This is a genomic window from Streptomyces katrae (assembly GCF_002028425.1).
Lineage (GTDB): Bacteria > Actinomycetota > Actinomycetes > Streptomycetales > Streptomycetaceae > Streptomyces > Streptomyces katrae_A.
In genome coordinates, this window is sequence record NZ_CP020042.1 from 4,322,371 (window position 1) to 4,343,255 (window position 20,885).

General features: G+C 73.8%; 23 protein-coding genes. 12 read left to right on the forward strand and 11 right to left on the reverse strand.

Annotated features, from left to right (window positions below; genetic code table 11):
* Positions 1-107: 107 nt before the first annotated feature.
* From B4U46_RS19780 to B4U46_RS19790, 3 genes are read left to right on the forward strand one after another with little or no spacing between them, the layout of a single operon-like run.
* Positions 108-725, forward strand: coding sequence for a phosphoribosylanthranilate isomerase (locus tag B4U46_RS19780; RefSeq protein ID WP_079429056.1), 618 nt, complete (start codon positions 108-110; stop codon positions 723-725).
* Between the two features lie 42 nt (positions 726-767).
* On the forward strand, positions 768-1,508 hold the full coding sequence (locus B4U46_RS19785; RefSeq protein ID WP_237293004.1) for a beta-glucanase: 741 nt from the start codon (positions 768-770) through the stop codon (positions 1,506-1,508).
* A 52-nt stretch (positions 1,509-1,560) separates the two neighbouring features.
* Positions 1,561-2,592, forward strand: coding sequence for a hypothetical protein (locus B4U46_RS19790; protein WP_079429057.1), 1,032 nt, complete (start codon positions 1,561-1,563; stop codon positions 2,590-2,592).
* Between the two features lie 19 nt (positions 2,593-2,611).
* On the opposite strand, the gene B4U46_RS19795 is transcribed toward B4U46_RS19790, so the two are convergent.
* Together B4U46_RS19795 and B4U46_RS19800 are read right to left on the reverse strand one after the other, a co-directional pair.
* Entirely contained in the window at positions 2,612-2,857 is a 246-nt protein-coding gene (locus B4U46_RS19795) for a DUF397 domain-containing protein (protein WP_079429058.1), read from the reverse strand.
* A complete protein-coding gene (locus B4U46_RS19800; RefSeq protein ID WP_079429059.1) occupies positions 2,850-3,674 on the reverse strand; it encodes a helix-turn-helix domain-containing protein in 825 nt (274 codons plus the stop codon). The genes B4U46_RS19795 and B4U46_RS19800 overlap by 8 nt, the downstream gene beginning before the upstream one ends.
* Positions 3,675-3,788: 114 nt before the next feature.
* Between B4U46_RS19800 and B4U46_RS19805 the strand changes: the two genes are divergently transcribed.
* A complete protein-coding gene (locus B4U46_RS19805) occupies positions 3,789-4,007 on the forward strand; it encodes a hypothetical protein (protein ID WP_079429060.1) in 219 nt (72 codons plus the stop codon).
* Complete coding sequence (locus tag B4U46_RS19810) at positions 4,004-4,693, forward strand: hypothetical protein (RefSeq protein ID WP_237293006.1); 690 nt, start codon at positions 4,004-4,006, stop codon at positions 4,691-4,693. The genes B4U46_RS19805 and B4U46_RS19810 overlap by 4 nt, the downstream gene beginning before the upstream one ends.
* 100 nt (positions 4,694-4,793) lie before the next feature.
* On the opposite strand, the gene B4U46_RS19815 is transcribed toward B4U46_RS19810, so the two are convergent.
* From B4U46_RS19815 to murQ, 3 genes are all read right to left on the reverse strand, one after another.
* Positions 4,794-5,372 carry a Uma2 family endonuclease gene (locus B4U46_RS19815; RefSeq protein WP_079429061.1) on the reverse strand — a complete coding sequence of 193 codons (579 nt, stop codon included), beginning with the start codon at positions 5,370-5,372 and terminating at the stop codon, positions 4,794-4,796.
* A 255-nt stretch (positions 5,373-5,627) separates the two neighbouring features.
* Complete coding sequence (locus tag B4U46_RS19820) at positions 5,628-7,097, reverse strand: PTS transporter subunit EIIC (RefSeq protein ID WP_079429062.1); 1,470 nt, start codon at positions 7,095-7,097, stop codon at positions 5,628-5,630.
* Between the two features lie 34 nt (positions 7,098-7,131).
* The gene (gene murQ, locus B4U46_RS19825) at positions 7,132-8,070 is read right to left on the reverse strand and encodes an N-acetylmuramic acid 6-phosphate etherase (RefSeq protein WP_079429063.1); all 939 of its coding nucleotides are present in this window, start codon (positions 8,068-8,070) and stop codon (positions 7,132-7,134) included.
* A gap of 148 nt (positions 8,071-8,218) precedes the next feature.
* On the opposite strand from murQ, the gene B4U46_RS19830 reads away from it, so the two are divergent.
* The gene (locus tag B4U46_RS19830; protein WP_079429064.1) at positions 8,219-8,596 is read left to right on the forward strand and encodes a hypothetical protein; all 378 of its coding nucleotides are present in this window, start codon (positions 8,219-8,221) and stop codon (positions 8,594-8,596) included.
* Positions 8,597-8,603: 7 nt separating this feature from the next.
* Complete coding sequence (locus tag B4U46_RS19835) at positions 8,604-8,873, forward strand: DUF4031 domain-containing protein (RefSeq protein WP_079429065.1); 270 nt, start codon at positions 8,604-8,606, stop codon at positions 8,871-8,873.
* Between the two features lie 10 nt (positions 8,874-8,883).
* Here the strand turns inward: B4U46_RS19835 and B4U46_RS19840 are convergent, their stop codons facing one another.
* Both B4U46_RS19840 and B4U46_RS19845 read right to left on the reverse strand, forming a co-directional pair.
* Positions 8,884-10,107, reverse strand: a complete 1,224-nt coding sequence (locus B4U46_RS19840) for a Cmx/CmrA family chloramphenicol efflux MFS transporter (RefSeq protein WP_079429066.1) — start codon at positions 10,105-10,107, stop codon at positions 8,884-8,886.
* Between the two features lie 93 nt (positions 10,108-10,200).
* On the reverse strand, positions 10,201-10,863 hold the full coding sequence (locus B4U46_RS19845; protein WP_079429067.1) for a hypothetical protein: 663 nt from the start codon (positions 10,861-10,863) through the stop codon (positions 10,201-10,203).
* A gap of 109 nt (positions 10,864-10,972) precedes the next feature.
* Here B4U46_RS19845 and B4U46_RS19850 point away from each other — a divergent pair, with 109 nt between their 5' ends.
* Positions 10,973-11,659: a copper homeostasis protein CutC gene (locus B4U46_RS19850; RefSeq protein ID WP_079429068.1), complete on the forward strand. Its 687-nt coding sequence runs from the start codon at positions 10,973-10,975 to the stop codon at positions 11,657-11,659.
* A gap of 215 nt (positions 11,660-11,874) precedes the next feature.
* Here the strand turns inward: B4U46_RS19850 and B4U46_RS19855 are convergent, their stop codons facing one another.
* Positions 11,875-13,986, reverse strand: a complete 2,112-nt coding sequence (locus tag B4U46_RS19855) for a HelD family protein (protein ID WP_079429069.1) — start codon at positions 13,984-13,986, stop codon at positions 11,875-11,877.
* Between the two features lie 275 nt (positions 13,987-14,261).
* Entirely contained in the window at positions 14,262-14,828 is a 567-nt protein-coding gene (locus tag B4U46_RS19860; RefSeq protein WP_079429070.1) for a TetR/AcrR family transcriptional regulator, read from the reverse strand.
* A gap of 111 nt (positions 14,829-14,939) precedes the next feature.
* On the opposite strand from B4U46_RS19860, the gene B4U46_RS19865 reads away from it, so the two are divergent.
* From B4U46_RS19865 to B4U46_RS19880, 4 genes are all read left to right on the forward strand, one after another.
* Positions 14,940-16,409: an MFS transporter gene (locus B4U46_RS19865; protein ID WP_079429071.1), complete on the forward strand. Its 1,470-nt coding sequence runs from the start codon at positions 14,940-14,942 to the stop codon at positions 16,407-16,409.
* Positions 16,410-16,507: 98 nt separating this feature from the next.
* Positions 16,508-17,161, forward strand: coding sequence for a CatB-related O-acetyltransferase (locus tag B4U46_RS19870; protein WP_079429072.1), 654 nt, complete (start codon positions 16,508-16,510; stop codon positions 17,159-17,161).
* 153 nt (positions 17,162-17,314) lie between these two features.
* Positions 17,315-17,500, forward strand: a complete 186-nt coding sequence (locus B4U46_RS19875; RefSeq protein WP_079429073.1) for a hypothetical protein — start codon at positions 17,315-17,317, stop codon at positions 17,498-17,500.
* Positions 17,501-17,602: 102 nt separating this feature from the next.
* Entirely contained in the window at positions 17,603-18,454 is an 852-nt protein-coding gene (locus B4U46_RS19880) for a glycosyltransferase 87 family protein (protein WP_311736916.1), read from the forward strand.
* Here B4U46_RS19880 and B4U46_RS19885 read toward each other — a convergent pair.
* Together B4U46_RS19885 and B4U46_RS19890 are read right to left on the reverse strand one after the other, a co-directional pair.
* A complete protein-coding gene (locus tag B4U46_RS19885; protein WP_079429074.1) occupies positions 18,420-20,063 on the reverse strand; it encodes a DNA repair helicase XPB in 1,644 nt (547 codons plus the stop codon). The genes B4U46_RS19880 and B4U46_RS19885 overlap by 35 nt on opposite strands.
* A gap of 129 nt (positions 20,064-20,192) precedes the next feature.
* A complete protein-coding gene (locus B4U46_RS19890) occupies positions 20,193-20,837 on the reverse strand; it encodes a DUF4291 domain-containing protein (RefSeq protein WP_079429075.1) in 645 nt (214 codons plus the stop codon).
* Positions 20,838-20,885: the final 48 nt, after the last annotated feature.

Below are 20,885 nucleotides of genomic sequence, written 5' to 3' on the forward strand. Positions count from 1 at the left end.
TGCGCACTGGCTGTGATGCTCGTTCCAGGCTAGTGGCGGGCGAGCGGTTCCGCCCGGTCCCCGAGACGGGTCACCGTCGAACGGGTGGCTTTTGGTTCACTGAAGGCATGAGCGAGCTCTTCGTGAAGATCTGCGGGCTGAAGACCCCCGAGGACGTCGACGTGGCCGTCGCCGCCGGGGCCGACGCCGTCGGGTTCGTCCTCGCGCCCGGCAGCCCCCGCACCGTCACCGCGGCGCTCGCGCGCGAGCTCGGAGCTCGGGTGCCGGACCGGGTGCTCACCGTCGGGGTGTTCCGGGGGCAGCCGCTGGAGGAGGTGCGCCGGCTCGCCGAGGAGAGCGGCGTGCGCGGGGTGCAGCTGCACGGCGACGAGCCCGCCGCGTACTACGAGGCGCTGCGCGCGCCCGGCCGGACCCTGCTGCGGGCCACCGCCGAGCACGTCGCGCGGTGCGGTGAGTACGGCGAGGACCTGCTGCTGATCGACGCCCCGGACCCCGGCTCCGGCAAGCCCTGGAACTGGGGGTCCGCGCAGTTCAAGGCCCCGGAGGGGCGCTGGCTGCTGGCCGGCGGGCTCGGCCCGGCCAACGTCCGCGAGGCGGTCCGGGCCACCGGCGCCTGGGGGGTGGACGTCTCCAGCGGGGTCGAGCGGGAGCGCGGAGTGAAGTCCCCCGAACTGATCCGGGCCTTCATCCACGCCGCCACGCAATCATACGATTACTCTGAGTGAGAACACGCGGATGCCGGGCCATACGGCGGGCAGGACACCCGTATGGAATCGGACACCTCCGGATGGCTGCGCCGTCTGACCCGCCGCCTCGTCCCCTCGGCCGGGGGCGGGGGCCTGCCGGTGTTCACGCCTCGCGGCGCCCCCGTCCTGACCGCGGACTTCACCTCCACCGCCCAATGGGTGGCGGGCCGCTCCTGGGCCTATCCCGACGGCGGCCCGGTCAACCCGGGCGACAACAAGCTCGACCACCTCACCGCCGACCCCGCCTACAGCCGTGGCGGCACCTTCCGCGCCACCCGCCGCCCCGATGGGAACTGGGACACCGGGCTGCTCACCACCGAGGGCAGCGACGAGGGCTTCATGGTCCGCACCGGTGACGTCCTGGAGGCCCGCGTCCGGCTGCCCGCCGAGACGGGGGCCTGGCCCGCGATCTGGACCTGGCGCGACGGCGGCCAGGAGATCGACGTCTTCGAGTACCACCCCGACAACCCGGACCTGCTCGAACTCTCCAACCACGTCCGCGAGGCCCACCGCTACCACCGCGACCCGGCCGTCCGGCCCGGGGCCTGGATCGACCTCAGGACCGAGTTCGGCAAGCGGTCCGTCGTCTGGTGGGTCAACGGCGCCCGCGTCTTCTCCGACGGGCGGGGCGTGGGCCGCGGGTGGCGCGCGTACCTCATCGTCAACCTGTCGGTCTCCGCCGGCCGGTACCACCCGGCCCCGGACCCGGAGCAGACGGAGATGTCCTACGAGGTCTCGGAGCTGCGCGTCTACCGGCCCTGAGCCCCCGCCGGCTCCCCGGGCGGAGGCCGGTCCGGCGCCCGATAATGGGTCCGTGGACTCGCCGCGGAAGCCCAGGGCGAAGACGGGCCCGGCGTTCTGGCCGTTCGGCGCACGGGCGGCCGTACTCCTGGCCCCCCTGCTGCTGGTCGTGCTGGTGGTGGTCTGGGCCGCCGCCCGCACGGTGCTGGGCCTGGCCTCCGTACCGGCCGGGTGGGTCCTGCTCGGCATCGTCGGCCTGAGCCTGCTGCCCGTCCTGCTGCTGGTCCTGAGCGGCGCCGCGGCGGGCGGCGGGACGGTCGGGCTCGGCGCCGCCAAGACGGCCCTCGGCGCGGCCGCGGCCGCGCGGCGCGGCCTCGTGGTGCCCCGGAACGTGGCCCCGCAGGCGGCCGTTTCCCCGGCCGACGCGGGCGGAGCCGGGGCCGTCGCCTCCCTGCGGAGCCTGCGCGGCGCCGAGGTGGTCGTCGTGGACCTGGAGGACGGCCACGCCTGGTGGCAGCACCGGCTGTTGCTGCTGTGCGCCGCGGCCGCCCGGCTCGGCCGCCCCCCGGTCGTCGTCTTCACCGCCCAGCGCCAGGGCAGGCCGGGCCAGTTCATCGGCTGGGCCCGCCCGTCCGACCTCCTCGAACGCCTCCAGGAGGCCGACCCGGCCCTGCGCAAGGCGTACCTGGAGGCCTCCGGCCAGGCCGCCGGGGTCCGCCTCGCCGAAGCGTCGGGGCCGGCACCGTCGGCGCGGCTGATGAAGGAGCTCGGCCTGGAGGGCATGCGCGGCCTGACCCACCCGCCGCCGCGCGACGCCCTCAACCCCTTCCTGGAGGAACAGCTACTGGCCCGTGCGGTGAGCGGGTTCGACGCCCTGCCCCACGAGCTCGACGTCCCCCAGCTGGAGCAGCTGTTCACCCCGGTCCTGCACACGACGGCCCTGGAGCACAGCGCCGACGACGCGGCCTGGCTGCGGGCGGCCCTGCGCGACGAGGGCGAGTACATCGCCTTCACGGACTCGGGCCGCTACACGGGGATCGTGCCGGGCGCCGCCGTGCCCCGTGCGGCGCTGCTGGCCCTGCTCCCGCCGGACGCGGGGGCGTAGCCGGTCCGTTTGCCGCGGGTCAGAGCGTGGCGAGGAAGGCGGCCCAGGCCGGCGCGCGGAACACCACGTGCGGGCCGTCCGGGACCTTGGAGTCCCGGACGGGGACGACGTCGGTGTGCGCGTCACAGACCTCGACGCAGTCGCCGCCCGTGCCGTCGCTGTGGGTGGACTTCCGCCAGGTGGCCATCTCCAGGCACTCCCCGCCGTCGCCACCGCTGTAGCTCGACTTGTGCCAGGTGGCTGTCGAGAGCTCGTAATCAGGCATGCTCGTAATCCTTTGCCGCGGACTCGATCATGGCCAGTGATTCGCGAGGTGACAGGGCGCTGGCCGTCAGTAGATCGTAGATCAGGGTGTGGCGAGCGACCGTGGCCGGATCGTCGAACAGCTGGCCCGTTCCGTTGCCTTCGGCGTAGGAGAGGGGTGGGGCATCGTCGAACGACATGATTTTGAGGAGCCCCATCATGCCTGCGTGCGCACCCGCGCTGAATGGGATCACCTGGGCGATGATCCTGTGCGATCGGATCAGGGTCAGGACGTGGTGCAGGGCATCGGCCATGACCTCGTGGCTGCCGACTTGGCGGCGAATGACAGCCTCGTCAAACACGCACCACAACAGGGGCGTTGCTGGATCGGTGAGGAGCTTGGCGCGAGCCAGCCTGCTTTCAACCAGCTCATCGATGTCCTGTGCGGGGGCTGTTGGCTGGTATGCGCGGCAGACCGCCCGCGCGTACTGCTCGGTCTGGAGTAGTCCCGGGATGGACTGCGGAGCGTAGTCCCGGATTGTCTTCGCCATGGCTTCTGCCTCGGCTGCTGCCAGAAAGTGGTCGGGGTGCTTGGCTTTGCTCGACGCTCGGCAGTTGCGGACGAAGAACCCGCCGGTCCTCAAGATCTCGTCTATCGCGTTGGCGAGTTCGAGCGTGATGCGGCGCGTGCCCGCTTCCATCTGGCCCACGTACGACCCGCTCACGAACAGCTTCTCGCCCAGTCCGGCCTGGCTCATGGCGGCGCGCTCGCGGGCTACGCGGAGTTCGGCGCCGAGGAGGGCGCGGGGTGAGGAGGGGTCGAGGTTCTTTCCTGGCATGACAACTCCCGGTCCAACAGGTGCGGTTGCTGCGGTGGCCCACTTGAAGGCTAGCCGGGGTGCGACCACTCTGTGTAGGGGAGTTGAATACTCAGAGTAGAAAGGTGACATGTCATGGTGCTCACGCCCCAGGAGCGGATGCAGGCGGCCGAAGAGGCTGTGCGGCAGCTGAGGGAGTCCCTGGCGGGGGTCGGGGTCACGTTCCCCTCGCTGGACGTGGACGGGATCTCGGCGGCGGGGACGTACGGGCTGCCCCTCGTGGACCTCGGCCGCTGCAACCTGGACACCGCCCTCCGGCTGGCCGCCGTCCTGCACGGGCGGGCCGGCGCGTGAGCGATCCGGTGGACGCGGCTCAGTTCGCCTTCGAGCTCGGATGGAAGCTGCGCGGCCTGGAGGCGGCCCTCGGCGAGGGCGGCGGCGCGTGGCGGCGCAAGGGGGCGGGGCTTGCCGTGCGGGCGTGGCGTGACGCGGACGCCGGGCTGTGGACGGCCGTCGGGGACGACGGGGAGCGGCGCGAGGCGCGGACCGCCGGGACGGCGGACGAGGCGACCGCCCTCGTGCACGAGGCCTTCGGGCTCACCGCCTGGCGGCCGCAGCCGCCTCCGCCGCCGGGGTGGCACCGGTTCACACTGGTCCACAGGCCTGTGGACGACTGCCCGGCGCCCGACGACCCGCGCTACGCCCGACTGCGGGCGCGGCCCCCCGAGGGGTGCGTGGCCGAGGAGGCCGACGGGTGCTTCGCGCTGCGCTGCGAGCGGCCGGGGGCGCGGCTGCTGGACGCGGTGGCCGCGACCTGCGCGGAGGTGCGGGACGGGTACGGGCTGCTGCTGGCGGACCTCGGCGTGGCGCGGCCGCAGGAGTGGGCGGCGGACGGCACCGACGGCTGGGGCGCGGAGGCCGTGGGACAGCTGCTGCTGATGGCGGCCGAGCGGGGGCCGAAGCTGGGGTACTCGGTGGAGGACCTGGCCGGGTTCCTGCGGGCCGCGGCCGGGGCCGGGGCGGTGAGGGGGCAGGGCTGACGGAGCGGCCGGTGACCGTCCCCGCTCCTAGGGCGGCCGCACGCCGATCGCACGCACCGAACGACCCGGCCTGATCCGGCGCGAATTGTCAGACAGGCCCCTAGCGGACGAAGTCCTTCAGGGACTCGGTGTTGAGGGTGATGCCGACCGGGGCCGGGATCTTGACGGTGGTCCCGTACGGGAAGGAGGCGCTCCGGTGGTACGCGCCGGTGCCGGGATCGCTGTGGACGGTCACCGCGCAGGTGTCGCGGTCGATGAGGAGGTAGACGGGGATGCCGGCGGCCGCGTACCCGTCCCGCTTCTCGTTGCGGTCTCGCCGGTCGGTGTCACCGTCGTGGGAGGTCACCTCCAGCACCATCAGCACGCCGGTCGGATCGGCCCACTCGCCCGTACCGGCGAACGTGCCGACCGGCGCCAGTACGCCGTCGGGCCGGGCCCGGCCCGAGCGGTACTTCTCGACGGCCAGCCCCCGTTCCGGGTACAGGGCCAGTTCCGGGCGCTGCTGCATGCAGTGCCGCAGTACCCACATGACGATCTCGTCGTGGTCGCCGTCAGGCACGGGCTTGACCTCAAGCTTTCCCTGGATGAACTCAAGGGTTACCGTCTCGGGCGCCGTGCGGGCGATCTGTTCGAACTCCTCGACCGTCATCTGCGGGTGCTCGGCGAAGCTGGGGGTCATGGTGTCGCCTCCTCGACACCATGCTGCCCCGTGGGCCCACTTCCGGATCGACTGAATCGTCATACGCGGCTCCGTTCGGGTGCGGATGCCGCACAGGCTAGGGGCATATGCCAGAGCGCAATGGCCCGAAGACGTTCGGTTAGCCCGATGGTGTGAGTGTGCGTGCCCTCCCCGCGACGCACGCCGTCAGCCTCAGAACGTTCCCCCCCCGCTGCGCGGCCGGCCCCGCCCGCCGTCGGTGCACGGGAGGCGGGGTCAGGCCAGCGCCGGTTCCTTTGCCTGGGCGGTGGGGGGTGCCTGCGGGCCGGGGTCGGTGTTGAGCTCGTCGAGCATCCGGCGGGTGAAGCCGAAGAAGTACGTCGCCGCGAAGCCGGCCAGGTAGCCGACCACCAGACCGCCCGCGTAGACGGCGAGGGTCGCGCCCGTGCCGGACGTGCCCTTCAGCAGCGGGAACAGGGCCCAGCCCGAGGGGCCGATGGCCGTCGAACCGAAGGCGACGCCCAGCTGGTTGAACAGGCCGATGAACGCCCCGCCGGCCGCGCCGCCGGCGCAGGCCGTGACGAACGGGCGGCCCAGCGGCAGGGAGACCCCGTAGATCAGCGGCTCCCCGACGCCCAGCAGACCGGCCGGGAGCGCGGAGCGGATCGTGGCGCGCAGCGAGGCGTTGCGCGGCAGGCGGGCGTAGACGGCCAGGGCCGCGCCGACCTGCCCGGCGCCCGCCATCGCGAGGATCGGCAGCAGGACGGTGTAGCCGGACTGTTCGATGAGGGTGGTGTGGATGGGGATCAGGGCCTGGTGCAGGCCGAGCATCACCAGGGGCAGGAAGAGGCCGCCCAGCACCAGCCCGGCGAAGGCGCCGCCGGTGGCGAGGAGGCGGTCGGCGAAGGTGCCGATGCCGGCGGAGACCGCGCCCGCGACGAACATCAGGCCGTAGAGGGTGACCAGGCCGGGGACGAGCACCGTGAGGGTGGGGGTGACCAGTACGTCCAGGGCCTGGGGGACCCGGCGGCGGCACCACCTTTCCACGCGGACCGCCAGGAGGGCGGCGGCGAGGGCGCCCAGGACCCCGCCCTGGCCGGGGGAGAGGTGCTGCCCGAAGGCGTCGGTCTTCGCGACGCCGGGGAAGACGATCACCGCCGCGACGGCCCCGCCGAGTACGGGCGTACCGCCGAACTCCTTGGCGGTGTTGTGGCCGACGAACACGGCGATCAGGGCCATGAACCCCGAGCCGATCGCCGCCAGGGCCGGGACCAGGGCCGAGGCCCAGCCGAGGTTGGCGAGGAGCCCGCCGAGGCCCGCGATGATCCCGCAGCCGATGAGGGCGGGGATCAGCGGGACGAAGACGTTCGCGACGCGCCGCAGGAACTGCTTGAAGGGGGTGGCGTTGCGCGCCGTGCGGGCCTCCTTCAGGGCCGCGCCCCGGGCGGCCAGCGCGTCGGCGGTGACCGGCGCCGGCGGTGTGCGCCCTTCGGCGACCAGGGCCTCGAACTCCGAGGTGACCCGGGCGACCGCGCCCGGGCCGAGCACGATCTGGTACGTCTCGTCGTCCTCGACCACGCCCAGCACCCCGGGTACGGCCCTGAGCCCCGGGCCGTCGACGAGGGAGCGGTCGTGCAGGCCGATCCGCAGGCGGGTCATGCAGTGCGCGACGGAGCCGATGTTGTCCGGGCCGCCGACCAGGGGCAGGATCGCGGCGGCGGTGGCGCGGTTCTTGTCAGTGGTCATGGGTGCGTCGCCTTGCTGTGGGGGAGCCGGAGGGTCAGCGGACGGCGGCGAGTGCCTCGCGGAGGTGGCCGTGCGCGGCGGTGAGCAGGCCGGCGGCGGTGGGGGCGTCCACCCCGCCGAGGAGGACGAGGATCGCGTTCTTGACCTCGCCGCCGGTGGCGGTCAGCGCGGCCTCGATCTCCGCGTCGGGTGCGCCGGTGGCCAGGGCGACGATGCGGCGCGAGCGGGCGCGCAGCTTCTCGTTGGTGGCGCGGACGTCGACCATCAGGTTCCCGTACGTCTTGCCGAGGCGGATCATCGTCACCGTCGAGAGCAGGTTCAGGACGAGTTTCTGTGCCGTGCCCGCCTTCAGCCGGGTGGAGCCGGTGAGCAGCTCGGGGCCCACGACGACCTCGATGCCGTGGTCGGCGGCCGCGGCGAGGGCGGAGCCGGCGTTGCAGGACAGCCCGACGGTGAGCGCGCCGCGCGTGCGGGCGAACTCGACGGCGCCGATCGCGTAGGGGGTGCGGCCAGAGGCGGAGACGCCGACGACGGTGTCGTCGGCGGTCAGGGCGAGGGCGGTGAGGTCGTCGGCGGCCAGTTCCCGGGAGTCCTCGGCGCCCTCGACGGCCTTGGTCATGGCGCCGGGGCCGCCCGCGATCAGGCCGACGACCTGCGCCGGGTCGGTGTTGAAGGTGGGCGGGCACTCGCTGGCGTCCAGGACGCCGAGCCGGCCGGCGGTCCCCGCGCCCGCGTAGACGAGCCGGCCGCCGCGGGCCATCCGCTCGGCGATCGCGTCGACGGCGGCGGCGATCGGCTCCAGCTGCGCGGCGACGGCGGCCGGGACGGTGGCGTCCTCGGCGTTCATCAGCCGGGCGATCTCCAGGGTCGGCAGCCGGTCGATCTCGGCCAGCTCGGGGCGGAAGGCCTCGGTGGTGAGGGTGTCGAGCTGGGCGCGGAGGTCGGCGTGGGCGGTCTCGGCGTGGGCGGTCATGGGCGGGGCTCCTGCGGGCGGGGCGCGGCGGCCAGGGCGGTCCGGTGGGAGCCATGGTGCACCGGCGGGGACCGGTCGGCGGGGCGCCGGGCCGGGTGCGGGAGGGATCCCCTCCCCTTTTGGGGCGGTGAGGGGTCAAAATGAGCCCATGGACCACGCGACCCCCCTGGAACAGGCGCTGCATGTCGCCCGCGCACTGGTTCTCGCCGACCTCGCCGCCGGTGAGGTCGCCGATGCCGACGTCGTCTCCCTCGTCGAGGACTCGGTCACGCACCGCCGCTGGTGGGTGGAGCAGTGGCCGGAGGGGGTCGCCTACCTTGCCGGACTCGTCGCGCAGGACGTGAAGGACGCCCTGCTGGAGAAGTACGGGCGCTGGCCGCTGTGCCCGGTGTGCGAGCACGGGGAGCCGCACGCGCTGGACGTGGAGCCGGAGCTTGGGCCCGATCCGCACTGGGTGTGCTCGGAGGCCGGTGTGAAGGTGGCGGCGGTGGGCGGTCTCGGCCCCGTCTTCCACCCGGGCCGGTGAGCCGCCGGTGACGGTGTACATCGACCCGCCGGTGTGGCCGGGGCACGGCCGCCTGTGGTCGCACATGGTCAGCGACGTCTCGTTCGAGGAGCTGCACGCCTTCGCGGCGTCGATCGGCTGCCCGCCGCGCGCCTTCGAACGGGACCACTACGACGTGCCGTCGCACCGGTACGCGGACGCGGTGGCGGCGGGGGCGTTGGAGATAGGCAGCAAGGAACTCGTCCGCCGCCTGACGGAGGCGGGCCTGCGGAGGCCCAAGGGGCGGCCGGTGGCGTAGGCGGCCCCCGCTACCGGCCGGCCGGTTCCGTTTCGGCCGGGGCCGGGGCGGCGCCCGAACCGTTGACCACCCGGGTCGCACCGACCCCCGTACGGCGGTCCACGCGCAGGGCCACGAGGGTCAGGGCGATCGCCGTGACGGTCATCGCCGCGCCCGCCCAGGCGGTGGCGGGGTAGCCGTAGCCCGCGTCGATGACCGTGCCGCCGAGCCAGGGGCCGCCGGTGTTGCCGAGGTTGAACGCGGCGGTGGTGGTCGCGCCGGCCAGGGTGGGGGCGGCGCCGGCGACGTTGAACATGCGGGCGTTGAGGGCGGGGGCGGTGAAGAACGCCGAGACGCCGAGGAGGAAGGACAGCGCGACGGCCGCCACCTGGACCGAGGCCAGCAGGGCGAGGGCCGCGAGGAAGGCGGTGGAGGCGGTGATGCCCCAGAGCATCACCGCGAAGAGGCGGCCGTCCGCGATGCGTCCGCCGACGGTGGTGCCGGCCAGCGCGCCGACGCCGAAGAGGGCCAGGACCCACGGCACCCATGCCGAGTCCAGTCCGGCCACCTCCGTGAGCAGCGGTGACAGGTAGCTGAAGGCGCAGAACACGCCGCCGGCGGCGAGGGCGGTGACGGCGACGGCGAGCCAGACCTGGCGGTCGGCGTAGATGCTCAGCTCGCGGCGCAGGCGGGGCCTCTCGGCGGGCAGCGGGATCTTCGGGATGAGCGCCAGGATGCCGGCGAGGGCGATGGCGGAGGCGGCGCCGACGGACCAGAACGCGGAACGCCAGCCGAGCTGCTCGCCGAGGAAGGCGCCGGCGGGGACGCCGAGGACGTTGGCGATGGAGAGGCCGCCGATCATGACGGACATGGCGCGGGCGCGCTGGTCCTTGCCGACCATGGCGATGGCGACGGCCGCGCCGACGGCCCAGAACCCGGCGCAGGCGAAGGCCGAGACGATGCGGGAGGCGAAGAGGAACCCGTAGGAGGGGGCCAGTGCGCCCGCGACCTGGCCGAGGCCGAAGAGGCTGATGAGCGTGATGAGGGTGGTGCGGCGCGGGAGGCGAAGGGTGGCGACGGCCAGCAGCGGCGCCCCGACGACCATGCCGATCGCGAAGGCGGATATGAGCAGGCCCGCCTGCGGGATGGAGACGCCCATGTCCTCGGCGATGGGCGGCAGGAGCCCGGACAGCATGAACTCGCTGGTGCCGAGGGCGAAGACGGACAGGCCGAGGACGTATACGGCCACGGGCATGCGGGACGGGGCGTTCGTTGAGGCTGCGGGCATGCTTCTCACGAACCGGAAGGAAGCGGGGCGCATTCCCGGCGGGGTGTGGGGTGTGTCAGGTCACGGGGTCAGGGTGGCGAGTTCGGCGGCGAGGTTGCGGCGGGCGGGGGCCTCCCAGTGGGCGGCGCCGTGCGGGGTGCGGTAGAGGCGGGGCAGGCCGAGGAGCTGGCGCAGGACGGCGGCGCGGCCGGTGCGGAAGGCCTCGTCCGGGACGAAGGCGTACTCGGCGCGGACGGCGGTGGCGTAGGCGGCGTACGCGTCGGGGTCGCCGGCGAGGACGGCGAGGTCGGCGTCGCAGAGGGCCTCGCCGTTGGTGTCGCCGGGGGCCGGGTCGTGGGTGACGGTGAGCCGGACCAGGCGGGCCACCTCGGCGGTGCGGGCGGCGTCGACGCCGAGCTCGGGGAGGGCGCGCTCGGCGAGGGCGGCGCTGCGCTCCTCGTTCTCGGAGCGGTCGGGCCGGTAGACGGCGTCGTGGAACCAGGCGGCGAGCTCGACGGCGGTGGGGTCGGCGGCGTGCCCGGCGAGCACGTCGACGCGCGCGAGGACGTCGGCCAGGTGGGTGGTGGTGTGGTAGCGGCGCTGCGGCTCCGCCCAGGCGGCGAGGAGGCGGTCCGCGTAGGGGGCGGGGTCCTGGTCGGCGCCCGCCGCGGCGGCGGTGGCGGCCCAGCGGCGGCGGAGTGCGTCCGTGTGGGTGTCCGTGTCGGCGCCCGTGTGGGTGTCCATGCGGACATTGTGCGGGTGGCGCGATCGTGCTGGTGGTGGGTGGGCCGGGGACCGTACCCTTGATATTGGACTAGACCTATTTTCCCTATGTTCCGAAGGATGGGATCACATGAGCAACCGTGCGCTCCTGGAGGTGATCGCCCTCGACGCGGAGGACGCGGTCGCCGCCCAGGCGGGTGGGGCGGACCGACTCGAACTGGTCACCGACATGGCCGCCGACGGGCTCACCCCGTCGCGCGAGACCTTCGCGGCGATCCGCTCCTCGGTCGACATCCCGCTGCGCGTGATGCTCCGTCTGACGGACGGGTTCGCGGCGGGTGACGTCGCCGGGCTGGCCAGGGCGGCGCGGGAGTTGCGGGCGGAGGGGGCGGAGGAGTTCGTCCTCGGGTTCCTGCACCCGGACGGCAGCCCCGACCTGGCGGCCGTCGAGGAGGTCCTGGCGGAGATCGACGGCTGCCGCTGGACCTTCCACCGCGCGATCGACCGCGCGGCGGACCGGGACGGGCTGCGCAAGGCGCTGGCCGACCTGCCGGGGCTGGACACGTACCTGACGGCCGGCTCGGCGGCCGGGGTCCCCGAGGGGCTGCCGGTCCTCCTGGCGGAGGCCGCGCGGCGGGGCGAGCCGGGGTACGGGGCGCGGCTGCTGGTGGGCGGCGGGCTGACGCTGGCGCACGTGCCGGTGCTGAGGGAGGCGGGCATCGACGGCTTCCACATCGGCGGCGCGGCCCGTCCCTCCGGGTGGGACCGGCCGGTCTCCGCGGCGGCCGTCGCGCAGTGGCGGGCCGCCCTGGGGTAGCGGCTGCGGGGGGCCCGCTGCGCGGTGCCGCTCCCCGCCCCGCCCTTCCCCGTTCCCCGGACTCCGCCCGGACCCCCCGGTGCGCTGCGCGCCCGCTCCAGCGGCATTGCGCGGCCCCGCCCGGGACAGCGGCATTGCGCGTCCCCGCCCGGGGCCCTTCCCGGCGGTGGCCGGAGGAGTCGAGGCGCGGGGTGAGGGGGCCGGCCCCGGCCCGGCTACGCCAGGGCCGCCGGCAGGGGGGCCGTGTGGAGGGTTGTGAGGGCTGAGACGGCTCGGGTGAGGCAGACGTACAGGCGGCGCAGGCCCGTTCGTTCGTCCGGTTCGCCGTCCACGATTGCCGCCGGCTCGTCCAGGACGACGTAGTCGTACTCCAGGCCCTTCGCGAGCGACGCCGGGACGAGCGTCAGGCGCGACTGGGCCGTCGTCTCCTCGCCCGGCGCCAGGTACGGCATCCCCGCCGCCAGCAGCGCCTCCCCCAGCAGCGGGATCCGTGCGTCGGCCGCGATCAGCCCGACCGACCCCTCGTGGGCGAGGAAGGCGCGGCACGCGGCGATCACGTCACCCGTCAGGTCCTCCGAGGCGGACACCGTCAGCGACCCCGGGGTCTCGCGCACCGACGAGACCTCAGCCAGCCCCGGCGCGATCGACGGCAGCAGCCGCGACGCGTACGCGATCACCTCGCGCGGCACGCGGAAGCCCGCCGTCAGCTCCTCCAGCACCGCCCCCGGCTTCCCCAGGTGCGCCAGCGCCTCGGTCCAACTGCGCGTGGCCCACGGGGTCGTGCCCTGCGCGAGGTCGCCCAGTACCGTCGCCGAGCCCGTCGTGCAGCGCCGCCCCACCGCCCGGTACTGCATCGGGGACAGGTCCTGCGCCTCGTCGAGGACGACGTGCCCGAGCGAGTGCGTCCGCTCCACCAGGTCGGCGGCCTCGTCGACGAGGACCAGGTCGGCCGCCGACCACTTCGCCGACTTCACGCTCCGGAACGGCTTCGGCCACAGCAGCAGTTTCTGCTCCTCGTCCGTGAGGACGCCCTCGGCGTGCTCCGCCAGGAACTCCGGGTCGGACAGGAGGCGCAGGACCAGCTTCGCCGGTTCGACCGCCGGCCAGATCGCCTTGACCGCCGCCTTCACCGCCGCGTTGCGGGCCACCGCGTCCTGCACCCGGTCGTCCGGGGCCTCGCCCGCCTGCTCCATGCGGACGAGGACGGCGTGCGCGATCCGCTGCGGCAGCGCGTCGCGGGCCGCGCCGTAGCGGATGTCACGGTTCTGGAGCTCGGTGACGATCTCCTCCAGCTCGTACGCCGGCACCCGCCAGCGGCGCGAACCGCGGACCACCATCAGCGGTTCGGCGGGCAGGGTGACGTGCGCGCGGACCGCGCGGCGCAGCACTTCCGCCATCCGGGCGTCGCCCTTGACCACGGCGGTCTCGGCGGCGTCCGTGCCGCGCACCTCCAGGCCGGGGCGGGCGACGAGGTCGTCCACCGTGGCCTGCTGGACCTCCAGCTCGCCCAGGGCCGGCAGGACCTGCTCGATGTAGTGCAGGAAGGAACGGTTCGGCCCGATGACGAGCGTGCCGGTGCGGGCCAGCCGCTCGCGGTGCGCGTACAGCAGGTACGCGACACGGTGCAGGCCGACGGCCGTCTTCCCGGTGCCGGGGCCGCCCTGGACGCAGACCGAGCCGGACAGGCCGGAGCGGACGATCTCGTCCTGCTCGGGCTGGATCGTCGCGACGATGTCGCGCATCGGGCCGACGCGGGGGCGCTCGATCTCCTGCTGGAGCAGCCTGCTGGTGGTGGCGGCCTCGGCCGGGTCGGAGAGGTGTTCGTCCTCGTAGGCGGTGAGGTCGCCGGCGGTGTAACCGAAGCGGCGGCGCAGGGCGATGTCCTGCGGGTCGGCCTTGGAGGCGCGGTAGAAGGGCTGGGAGACGGGCGCGCGCCAGTCGATGACCATGGGGTCGCCGTCGGCGTCGTGGACGTGGCGGCGGCCGATGTAGAACTGCTCGCCCGCCGCGCCCTCGGCGAGGTCGGCGCCCGGGGCGTGGAGGTAGTCGAGGCGGCCGAAGAACAGCGGGGTGTGCGCGAGGTCGGCGAGGGCCTTGATGCGCTCGTCGATCTGGGCCTGGAGGACGACGGCGTTGACCCAGTTCGCGGTGACGTCGCGGATGTCGAGGGCCTCGACGTCCTCGCGCATCGCGCGCAGGGCGGCCCGGGACGCGGCCAGGTGCGCCCGCTCGCGGCCGAGGAGGGCGGCGGTGTCGGCGCCGCCGGCGGTTTCGGCGGGGGCGGGCGCTGCGGCGTCGGGCGTGGTGTCGGGGGCGTGCGCGGGCACGGAACTGCCTCCAGCGGGACGGGTGCGGAACAGAAACCCACCGGTTTCCGGCCGGTGGGCGGCTCTCCCCGGTACGGCGGCGGGAGGCGGCAAGAGCGGAGATTCTAGTCAGCGGGCGCGGGCGGGAGCGAATGGATTTCGCGAACGGATTTCGTGAATGGATTTACGGCACGGAGGTCCCGGGGTGTCCCGCACCCCCCCACCCACCGCGCAGTCCTCTTCGCACGCCGCTCCGCCGCCGCGTCCGGCGGCTGATCGCGGGACCCGGGCCGAGGTCACAGCAACCGGTCGACCAGCCCGTCGATGTAGTCGGGGGTGAGCGGCACCATGCCGAACAGGACGCGGATGTACATCGGGGCCAGGATGTGGTCCAGGACGTCGAGCGCGTCGGGTGCGTCCTCGCCGCGGTCGCGGGCGCGATCGAGCATGGCCTGCAGCTGGCGGGTGCGTTCGGCGCGGAGTTCGGCACCGGCCTGCAGGCCCTGCTGACCGCTGCTCGACAGGGCGACGGCCAGGTGCAGCACCGCCGGACCGTCGGATCCGGTGATCTCGCGCGCCACTTGGGCCGCGTAAGTGCGCAGGTCGCCGGCGAGGCTCCCGGTGTCGGGCATCGGCGACTGCGCGTTGAGGCGGGTGAGCGCCACGTCGGTGAGCAGGGTCTCCAGGTTGCCCCACCGGCGGTAGATGCTGCTGTCGGCCACGCCTGCGCGGGCCGCGACCTCGCCGACGGTGAAGTTGCCGTAGCCGCGCGCGCTGATCAGTTCGGTGACGGCCTGGTGTACCTGTGCGCCGACGCGGGCGCTGCGCCCGCCGGGCCGCCGGGCTCGCTGTTGATCGTCCATGCTCCCACCTTAACGCAGTTACCACTTGCGTTTGTGTGGCGATCTCTCCTACAGTCACCTAACGCAGTCAGGGACTGCGTTAGAGCGCAATCGACGATCGAGGGGGATCCCATGGCGGCACCGCATGTGACCGTAGGCAGTCGATCGAACCGGGCCGTGCTGCTCACGGTGACCTGCCTGGGCCAGTTCATGGTCCTGCTCGACAACACGATCGTCGGGGCGGCACTGCCCGATATGCAGCACCGGCTGCACACTCAACTGACCGGACTGCAATGGATCGTCGACGCGTACGTACTGCTGGTCGCCATGCTGCTGCTGTCCGGCGGTGTCTTCGCCGACCGGTTCGGCCGCAAGCGGGTGTACCTGAGCGGCGTGGCGGTGTTCACCGCCGCGTCGCTGGTGTGCAGCCTCGCGCCCTCGCTCGGCTGGCTGGTCGCCGGCCGGGTGCTGCAGGGCATCGGGGCCGCGGCGCTGAGCCCCGCCTCGCTCGCCCTGCTCGCCGCCGCGCATCCCGTGCCGCAGGAACGGGTGAAGGCGATCGGGCTGTGGGCCGGATTCAGCGGAATCGGCCTGGCCGCAGGCCCCGTGGCCGGCGGCGTGCTGACGGACGCCTTCGGCTGGCCCGCCATCTTCCTGGTGAACCTGCCGATCGGCGTGGTCCTTCTGCTGGTCGGTCTGCGCACCCTTGAAGAGGCCCGCAATCCGGGCGCCCCCGCGATCGACGTCCCGGGGACGGTGCTGTCCGTTCTGGGGGTGGGGGTGCTGACCTACGCACTGATCGAGGGTGGTGCCCGCGGCTGGACGTCGCCGGTGATCCTGGGCGGCTTCGCCGCCGCGGTGGTCCTGCTCGCCGCCTTCGTCGCCGTCGAAGCGCGTCGCTCCGCCCCGATGCTGCCGCTGCGGCTGTTCCGGCAGCGCCTGTTCACCGTGTCCAACACCGCCATGGTCGTGGTGGGGTTCGCGCTCATGGGTTCGTCGTTCTTCTTCTCCCAGTTCTTCGTGTACGTCCAGGGCAGCTCGATCCTGCGCGCCGGCCTGCAGACCCTGCCGGTATCCCTCGCCATGGTGATCGTCAGCCCGTACGCGGGCCGGCTCGCCGCCCGGTACGGCTTCCGCATCGTGGTCACCGGCGGCCTGGTCCTGGCCGGCCTGGGACTGCTGGCGCTCGGTACGGTGCACGCCGACACCGGCTACGGGAACGTGTGGTGGCGGCTGGGAGCCGTCGGCGCCGGCTTCGCCCTGACCATGTCCCCACTGACGGGAGCGGCCATCCAAGCGGTCAGCCCGCAGGAGGGCGGCCTCGCCTCAGGCATCAGCAGCACCACCCGGCAGATCGGCGCGGTGCTCGGCGTGGCGGTACTCGGAGCCGTCGTCCGCACCCGGCAGTCCGGCGGCGCCTCCTTCGAGACCGGCCTCAACAGCGCCTTCGTCGCGGCCGGCGCCGTCACACTGGCCACCGCCGTGTTCACCGGGCTGTGGTCGGCGAGGTCCAGGGCCGCGGAAGGCTCCGTGGCGACGGGGCGTTCCACCGAGCCAGAAGCGGTCAGCCCCTCGAACGTGGGATCCGCGCACAGCAGTTGACGACAACAAACGCCGGCACACACCAGGATGACGGCCCAGGTCCACCACGTCCCAGGTCCACCACGCCCCAGGTCCACCAGAGAGGAACCGCCTCCACCATGCCGCCCGTTCCCGCCGACCCCACCGTGCTCCACCCGATGCCCGGGCATCCGCGCGTGGTTCTGCTCAAGCCCCTGGTGAAGTCCCCGCTGATCGAGGTCGGTGACTTCTCCTACTACGACGATCCGGACGACCCGACCGCGTTCGAGACGCGCAACGTCCTCTACCACTACGGTCCCGAGCGGCTCGTCATCGGCAAGTACTGCGCGCTGGGCACGGGCACCCGGTTCATCATGAACGGCGCCAACCACCGCATGGACGGCCCCTCCACCTTTCCGTTCCCCACCATGGGGGGCTCCTGGGCGGAGCACTTCGACCTCATCACCGGCCTGCCCGGCCGGGGCGACACGGTCGTCGGCAACGACGTCTGGTTCGGCCACGGCGCCACGGTCATGCCCGGTGTCCGCATCGGCCACGGCGCGATCATCGCCGCCGGAGCCGTGGTCACCGGCGACGTCCCCGACTACGGCATCGTCGGCGGCAACCCGGCCCGGCTCATCCGCACCCGCTACGACGCCGCGGACGTCGTCCGGCTCCTCGCCGTGGCCTGGTGGGACTGGCCCCTGTCGCACATCACCCGGCACGTGCGGACGATCATGTCGGGGACCGTCGCCGACCTGGAGGAGGCCGCCGCGCAGACCGGCCGTCCCTGACGCCGCGCCCCCGTCGACCTGCTCGTGGAACGGGCGTCAGACCTTCGGCAGAGCCACTAGGGGAAGCCATGGGACGTGAGGAGGAGGCCGGGGCCGGTGAGGTTGGCTCTCCAGACCGATGTGCGGGACCGGCGGAAAACGCACCATGGATCCATGAGCACCGCAACCTTCACCCCGATCCAGGGCGGCCGCCCTAGCGGCGCCACCGCCACCGCCTCCCAGCACTCCCCCCACCGCGTCGGCGGCGTCCTGCGCGCCGTGAAGGTCTTCGCGGCGGCCGCCATGAGCGTCGCCGTCCTCGGCGAGTACTCCGAGGACGCGGGCGTCGTACGCCGCTGAGCAGACTGCCGGCCACGCCGACGGCCACCCCGCTGACCTGCGGCCCCGGCGCGTGGCCTGATCCCGGCGGGGGGTCCGTGCTGATCCACTAGGGTCTCGCGCGTGACCCGCAGCCCCGATCCCGACCGCTCGCCGTCGCCCCTCGCCGGCGTGCTGGTCACCGGGGCGCTGCTCGCCCTCGGCGTCCTGGGCGTCGCCCTGCGCGTCCCGGCCGCCGACGCCCTCCTCAGCGGGTTCTCCGCCGCCGACTGGCATCCGCCCGCCGGCTATCCGCCCTTCGCCGCGATCCTGTTCACGCCCGCCGCCTGGCTGCCGGCCGGCGTGCTGAAGGCCGTCCTCGTCCTCGGCAACGGCGGCCTGCTCGCCCTGCTGGTCCTGCTCTCCTGCCGGCTCGCGGGAGCACGGGCCCGGCCGGGCCCCGTCCTGGCCGCCACCATCGCCGGGCTGTGGCTGGAGCCGCTGTTCCAGAGCCCGCTGCCCGGACAGATCAACCTGGCCCTGGCCTGCCTGGCCCTGTGGGACCTGGGTCGGCCGCGCGCCGCCCTCGGCAAGGGCTTCGCGCTGGGCACCGCCGCCGGGATCACCCTGACCCCGGCGGTGTTCGTCCCGTACCTGCTGCTCACCGGGCGGGCCCGGGCCGGCCTGACCGCCCTGGCCGGCCTCGCCGGCACCGCCCTGCTCGGCGCGCTGGTCCTCCCGGAGGCCTCCGCCGACTTCTGGGCCCACCACCCGCCGACGGCCGACGGGGCCCCGCTGCTGCACTGGCGGCACCTGTGGGTGTGGGCCGTTCCGCCGCTCACCGCCCTCGCGGCCGGGACGGCGACCGCCCTGCGGCGCCACCGCCACCGCGCGGCGGCGGCCCGGATCCCCGCCCCGAGGTCACCCCTGGGGCGGGAGGCCGCAGCGGACACCGCCCGGGTCAGTCGCCCGCGAGCAGCTCGTCGGCGTCCATGATCCGGTAGGCGTAGCCCTGCTCCGCCAGGAAGCGCTGGCGGTGGGCGGCGAAGTCCTGGTCGATCGTGTCGCGCGCCACGACCGAGTAGAACCGCGCCTCGTGCCCGTCCGCCTTCGGCCGCAGCACCCGCCCCAGCCGCTGCGCCTCCTCCTGCCGGGACCCGAAGGTGCCCGACACCTGGATGGCGACCGTGGCCTCGGGCAGGTCGATGGAGAAGTTCGCGACCTTCGAGACGACCAGCACGCTGATCTCGCCCTCGCGGAAGGCGTCGAAGAGCTTCTCGCGCTGCGCGTTGGAGGTCTCGCCCTTGATCACGGGCGCGTCCAGGTGCTCGCCGAGCTCGTCCAGCTGGTCGATGTACTGCCCGATCACCAGCGTCTGCTCGCCCCGGTGCTTGCGCACCAGCGCCTCGGTGACCTTCCGCTTCGTCGCGGTCGTCGCACAGAAGCGGTACTTCTCCTCCGTCTCGGCCGTCGCGTACGCCAGCCGCTCCGACTCGGTGAGGTTGACCCGGACCTCGACGCAGTCGGCGGGCGCGATGTAGCCCTGCGCCTCGATCTCCTTCCACGGCGCGTCGAACCGCTTCGGCCCGATCAGCGAGAACACGTCCGACTCCCGGCCGTCCTCGCGCACCAGCGTCGCCGTCAGCCCGAGCCGGCGGCGCGCCTGGAGGTCGGCGGTGAACTTGAAGACGGGCGCCGGCAGCAGGTGCACCTCGTCGTAGAGGATCAGCCCCCAGTCGCGGGAGTCGAACAGCTCCAGGTGCGGATAGACGCCCTTCCGCTTCGTGGTCAGGACCTGGTAGGTGGCGATCGTGACGGGCCGGATCTCCTTGCGCGTCCCCGAGTACTCGCCGATCTCCTCCTCCGTCAGCGAGGTCCGCTTCACCAGCTCGTGCTTCCACTGCCGCGCCGAGACCGTGTTCGTCACCAGGATCAGCGTGGTCGCCTTGGCCTTCGCCATCGCCCCGGCCCCGACCAGGGTCTTGCCCGCGCCGCACGGCAGCACGACCACGCCCGACCCGCCGTGCCAGAACCCCTCGACGGCCTGCGCCTGGTACGGCCGCAGCGCCCAGCCGTTCTCCTCCAGCTCGATCGGGTGCGCCTCGCCGTCCACGTACCCGGCGAGGTCCTCGGCCGGCCAGCCCAGCTTGAGCAGCGTCTGCTTGATCTGCCCGCGCTCCGACGGGTGCACCGCCACCGTGTCGGCGTCGATCCGGGCCCCGACCAGCGGGGTGATCCGCTTCGACCGCAGGATCTCCTCCAGCACCGGCCGGTCCGTGCTGGTCAGCACCAGCCCGTGCACGGGGTGCTTGGACAGGGTGAGCCGCCCGTAGCGGGCCATGGTCTCGGCCACGTCGACGAGCAGCGCGTGCGGGACGGGATAGCGGGAGAACTCGACGAGCGCGTCGACGACCTGCTCGGCGTCGTGCCCGGCGGCCCGCGCGTTCCACAGCCCCAGCGGCGTGATCCGGTACGTGTGGATGTGCTCGGGCGCCCGCTCCAGCTCGGCGAAGGGGGCGATGGCCCGGCGCGCGGCTCCGGCGAGCTCGTGATCGACCTCCAGGAGGAGGGTTTTGTCGCTCTGGACGATGAGAGGCCCGTTCACGCCTGTCCCTTTCCGGCGGGGTGGCGGCCGCCCGGGCGCGGGCGGCCAAACCTCCAGTCTGCCGTATCCGGCCGGGGCCGTGAGCGCCTGGCCGCGCGGGGCGCGGCCCTTCGCCGGGGGGACGGCCGACTACGCGCCCAGGTGGGGCAGCGGCCCCGACGGGTACGGGGTCTCCACCGGGAGCAGGGCGCGGGCCGCGTCGGTGTCGCCGGCGCGGAGCAGGCCGTGGATCTCGCGGACCAGCGGGGTGACGTCGCGGATGGCCACCGTCCACTCGTCGGCGTAGGCCCGCGACGCCGGGCCCGACAGGCCCAGTTGGAGGGACCGGTGGGGCAGCGGGTTCAGGTGCGGGTCGCGCTCGGGGTCCCACTGGACGCGGACCGGGGAGCGGGACAGGGTCTTCTTCCAGGCCGCGCGGTCGGTGTGCACGCGCGGCGCGTAGTGCGACAGGCAGGCCTGCGCCAGGGCGCCGTCGAAGCCCGCACGGCTGATCTCCACGGCCAGCACGGTCTCCTGGCCCTCCTTCGTGGCCCAGCCGCAGCGGTACATCATCCACAGGAACGACGGCTTGATCCACGTCATCCGCTCCCGCTTCCAGGCGGGCGGGAAGCGGCCGTCGCGGGCCGCCGGCAGGCCCAGGGCGGGGGAGTACGCCTGGTACACGGTCACGGTGGAGGCGGTGTGGACGGCGCGGATCTGGCGGACGGGGGTCTGGCTGACGGCGGCCTGGCTGGCGGCGGTCTGGCGGATAGGGGTCTGGCCGGTTTCCTGCATGCGGCCAGGGTGCGGCGCACGCACCCCTTCCCGCCAGGGGTTTTCCCT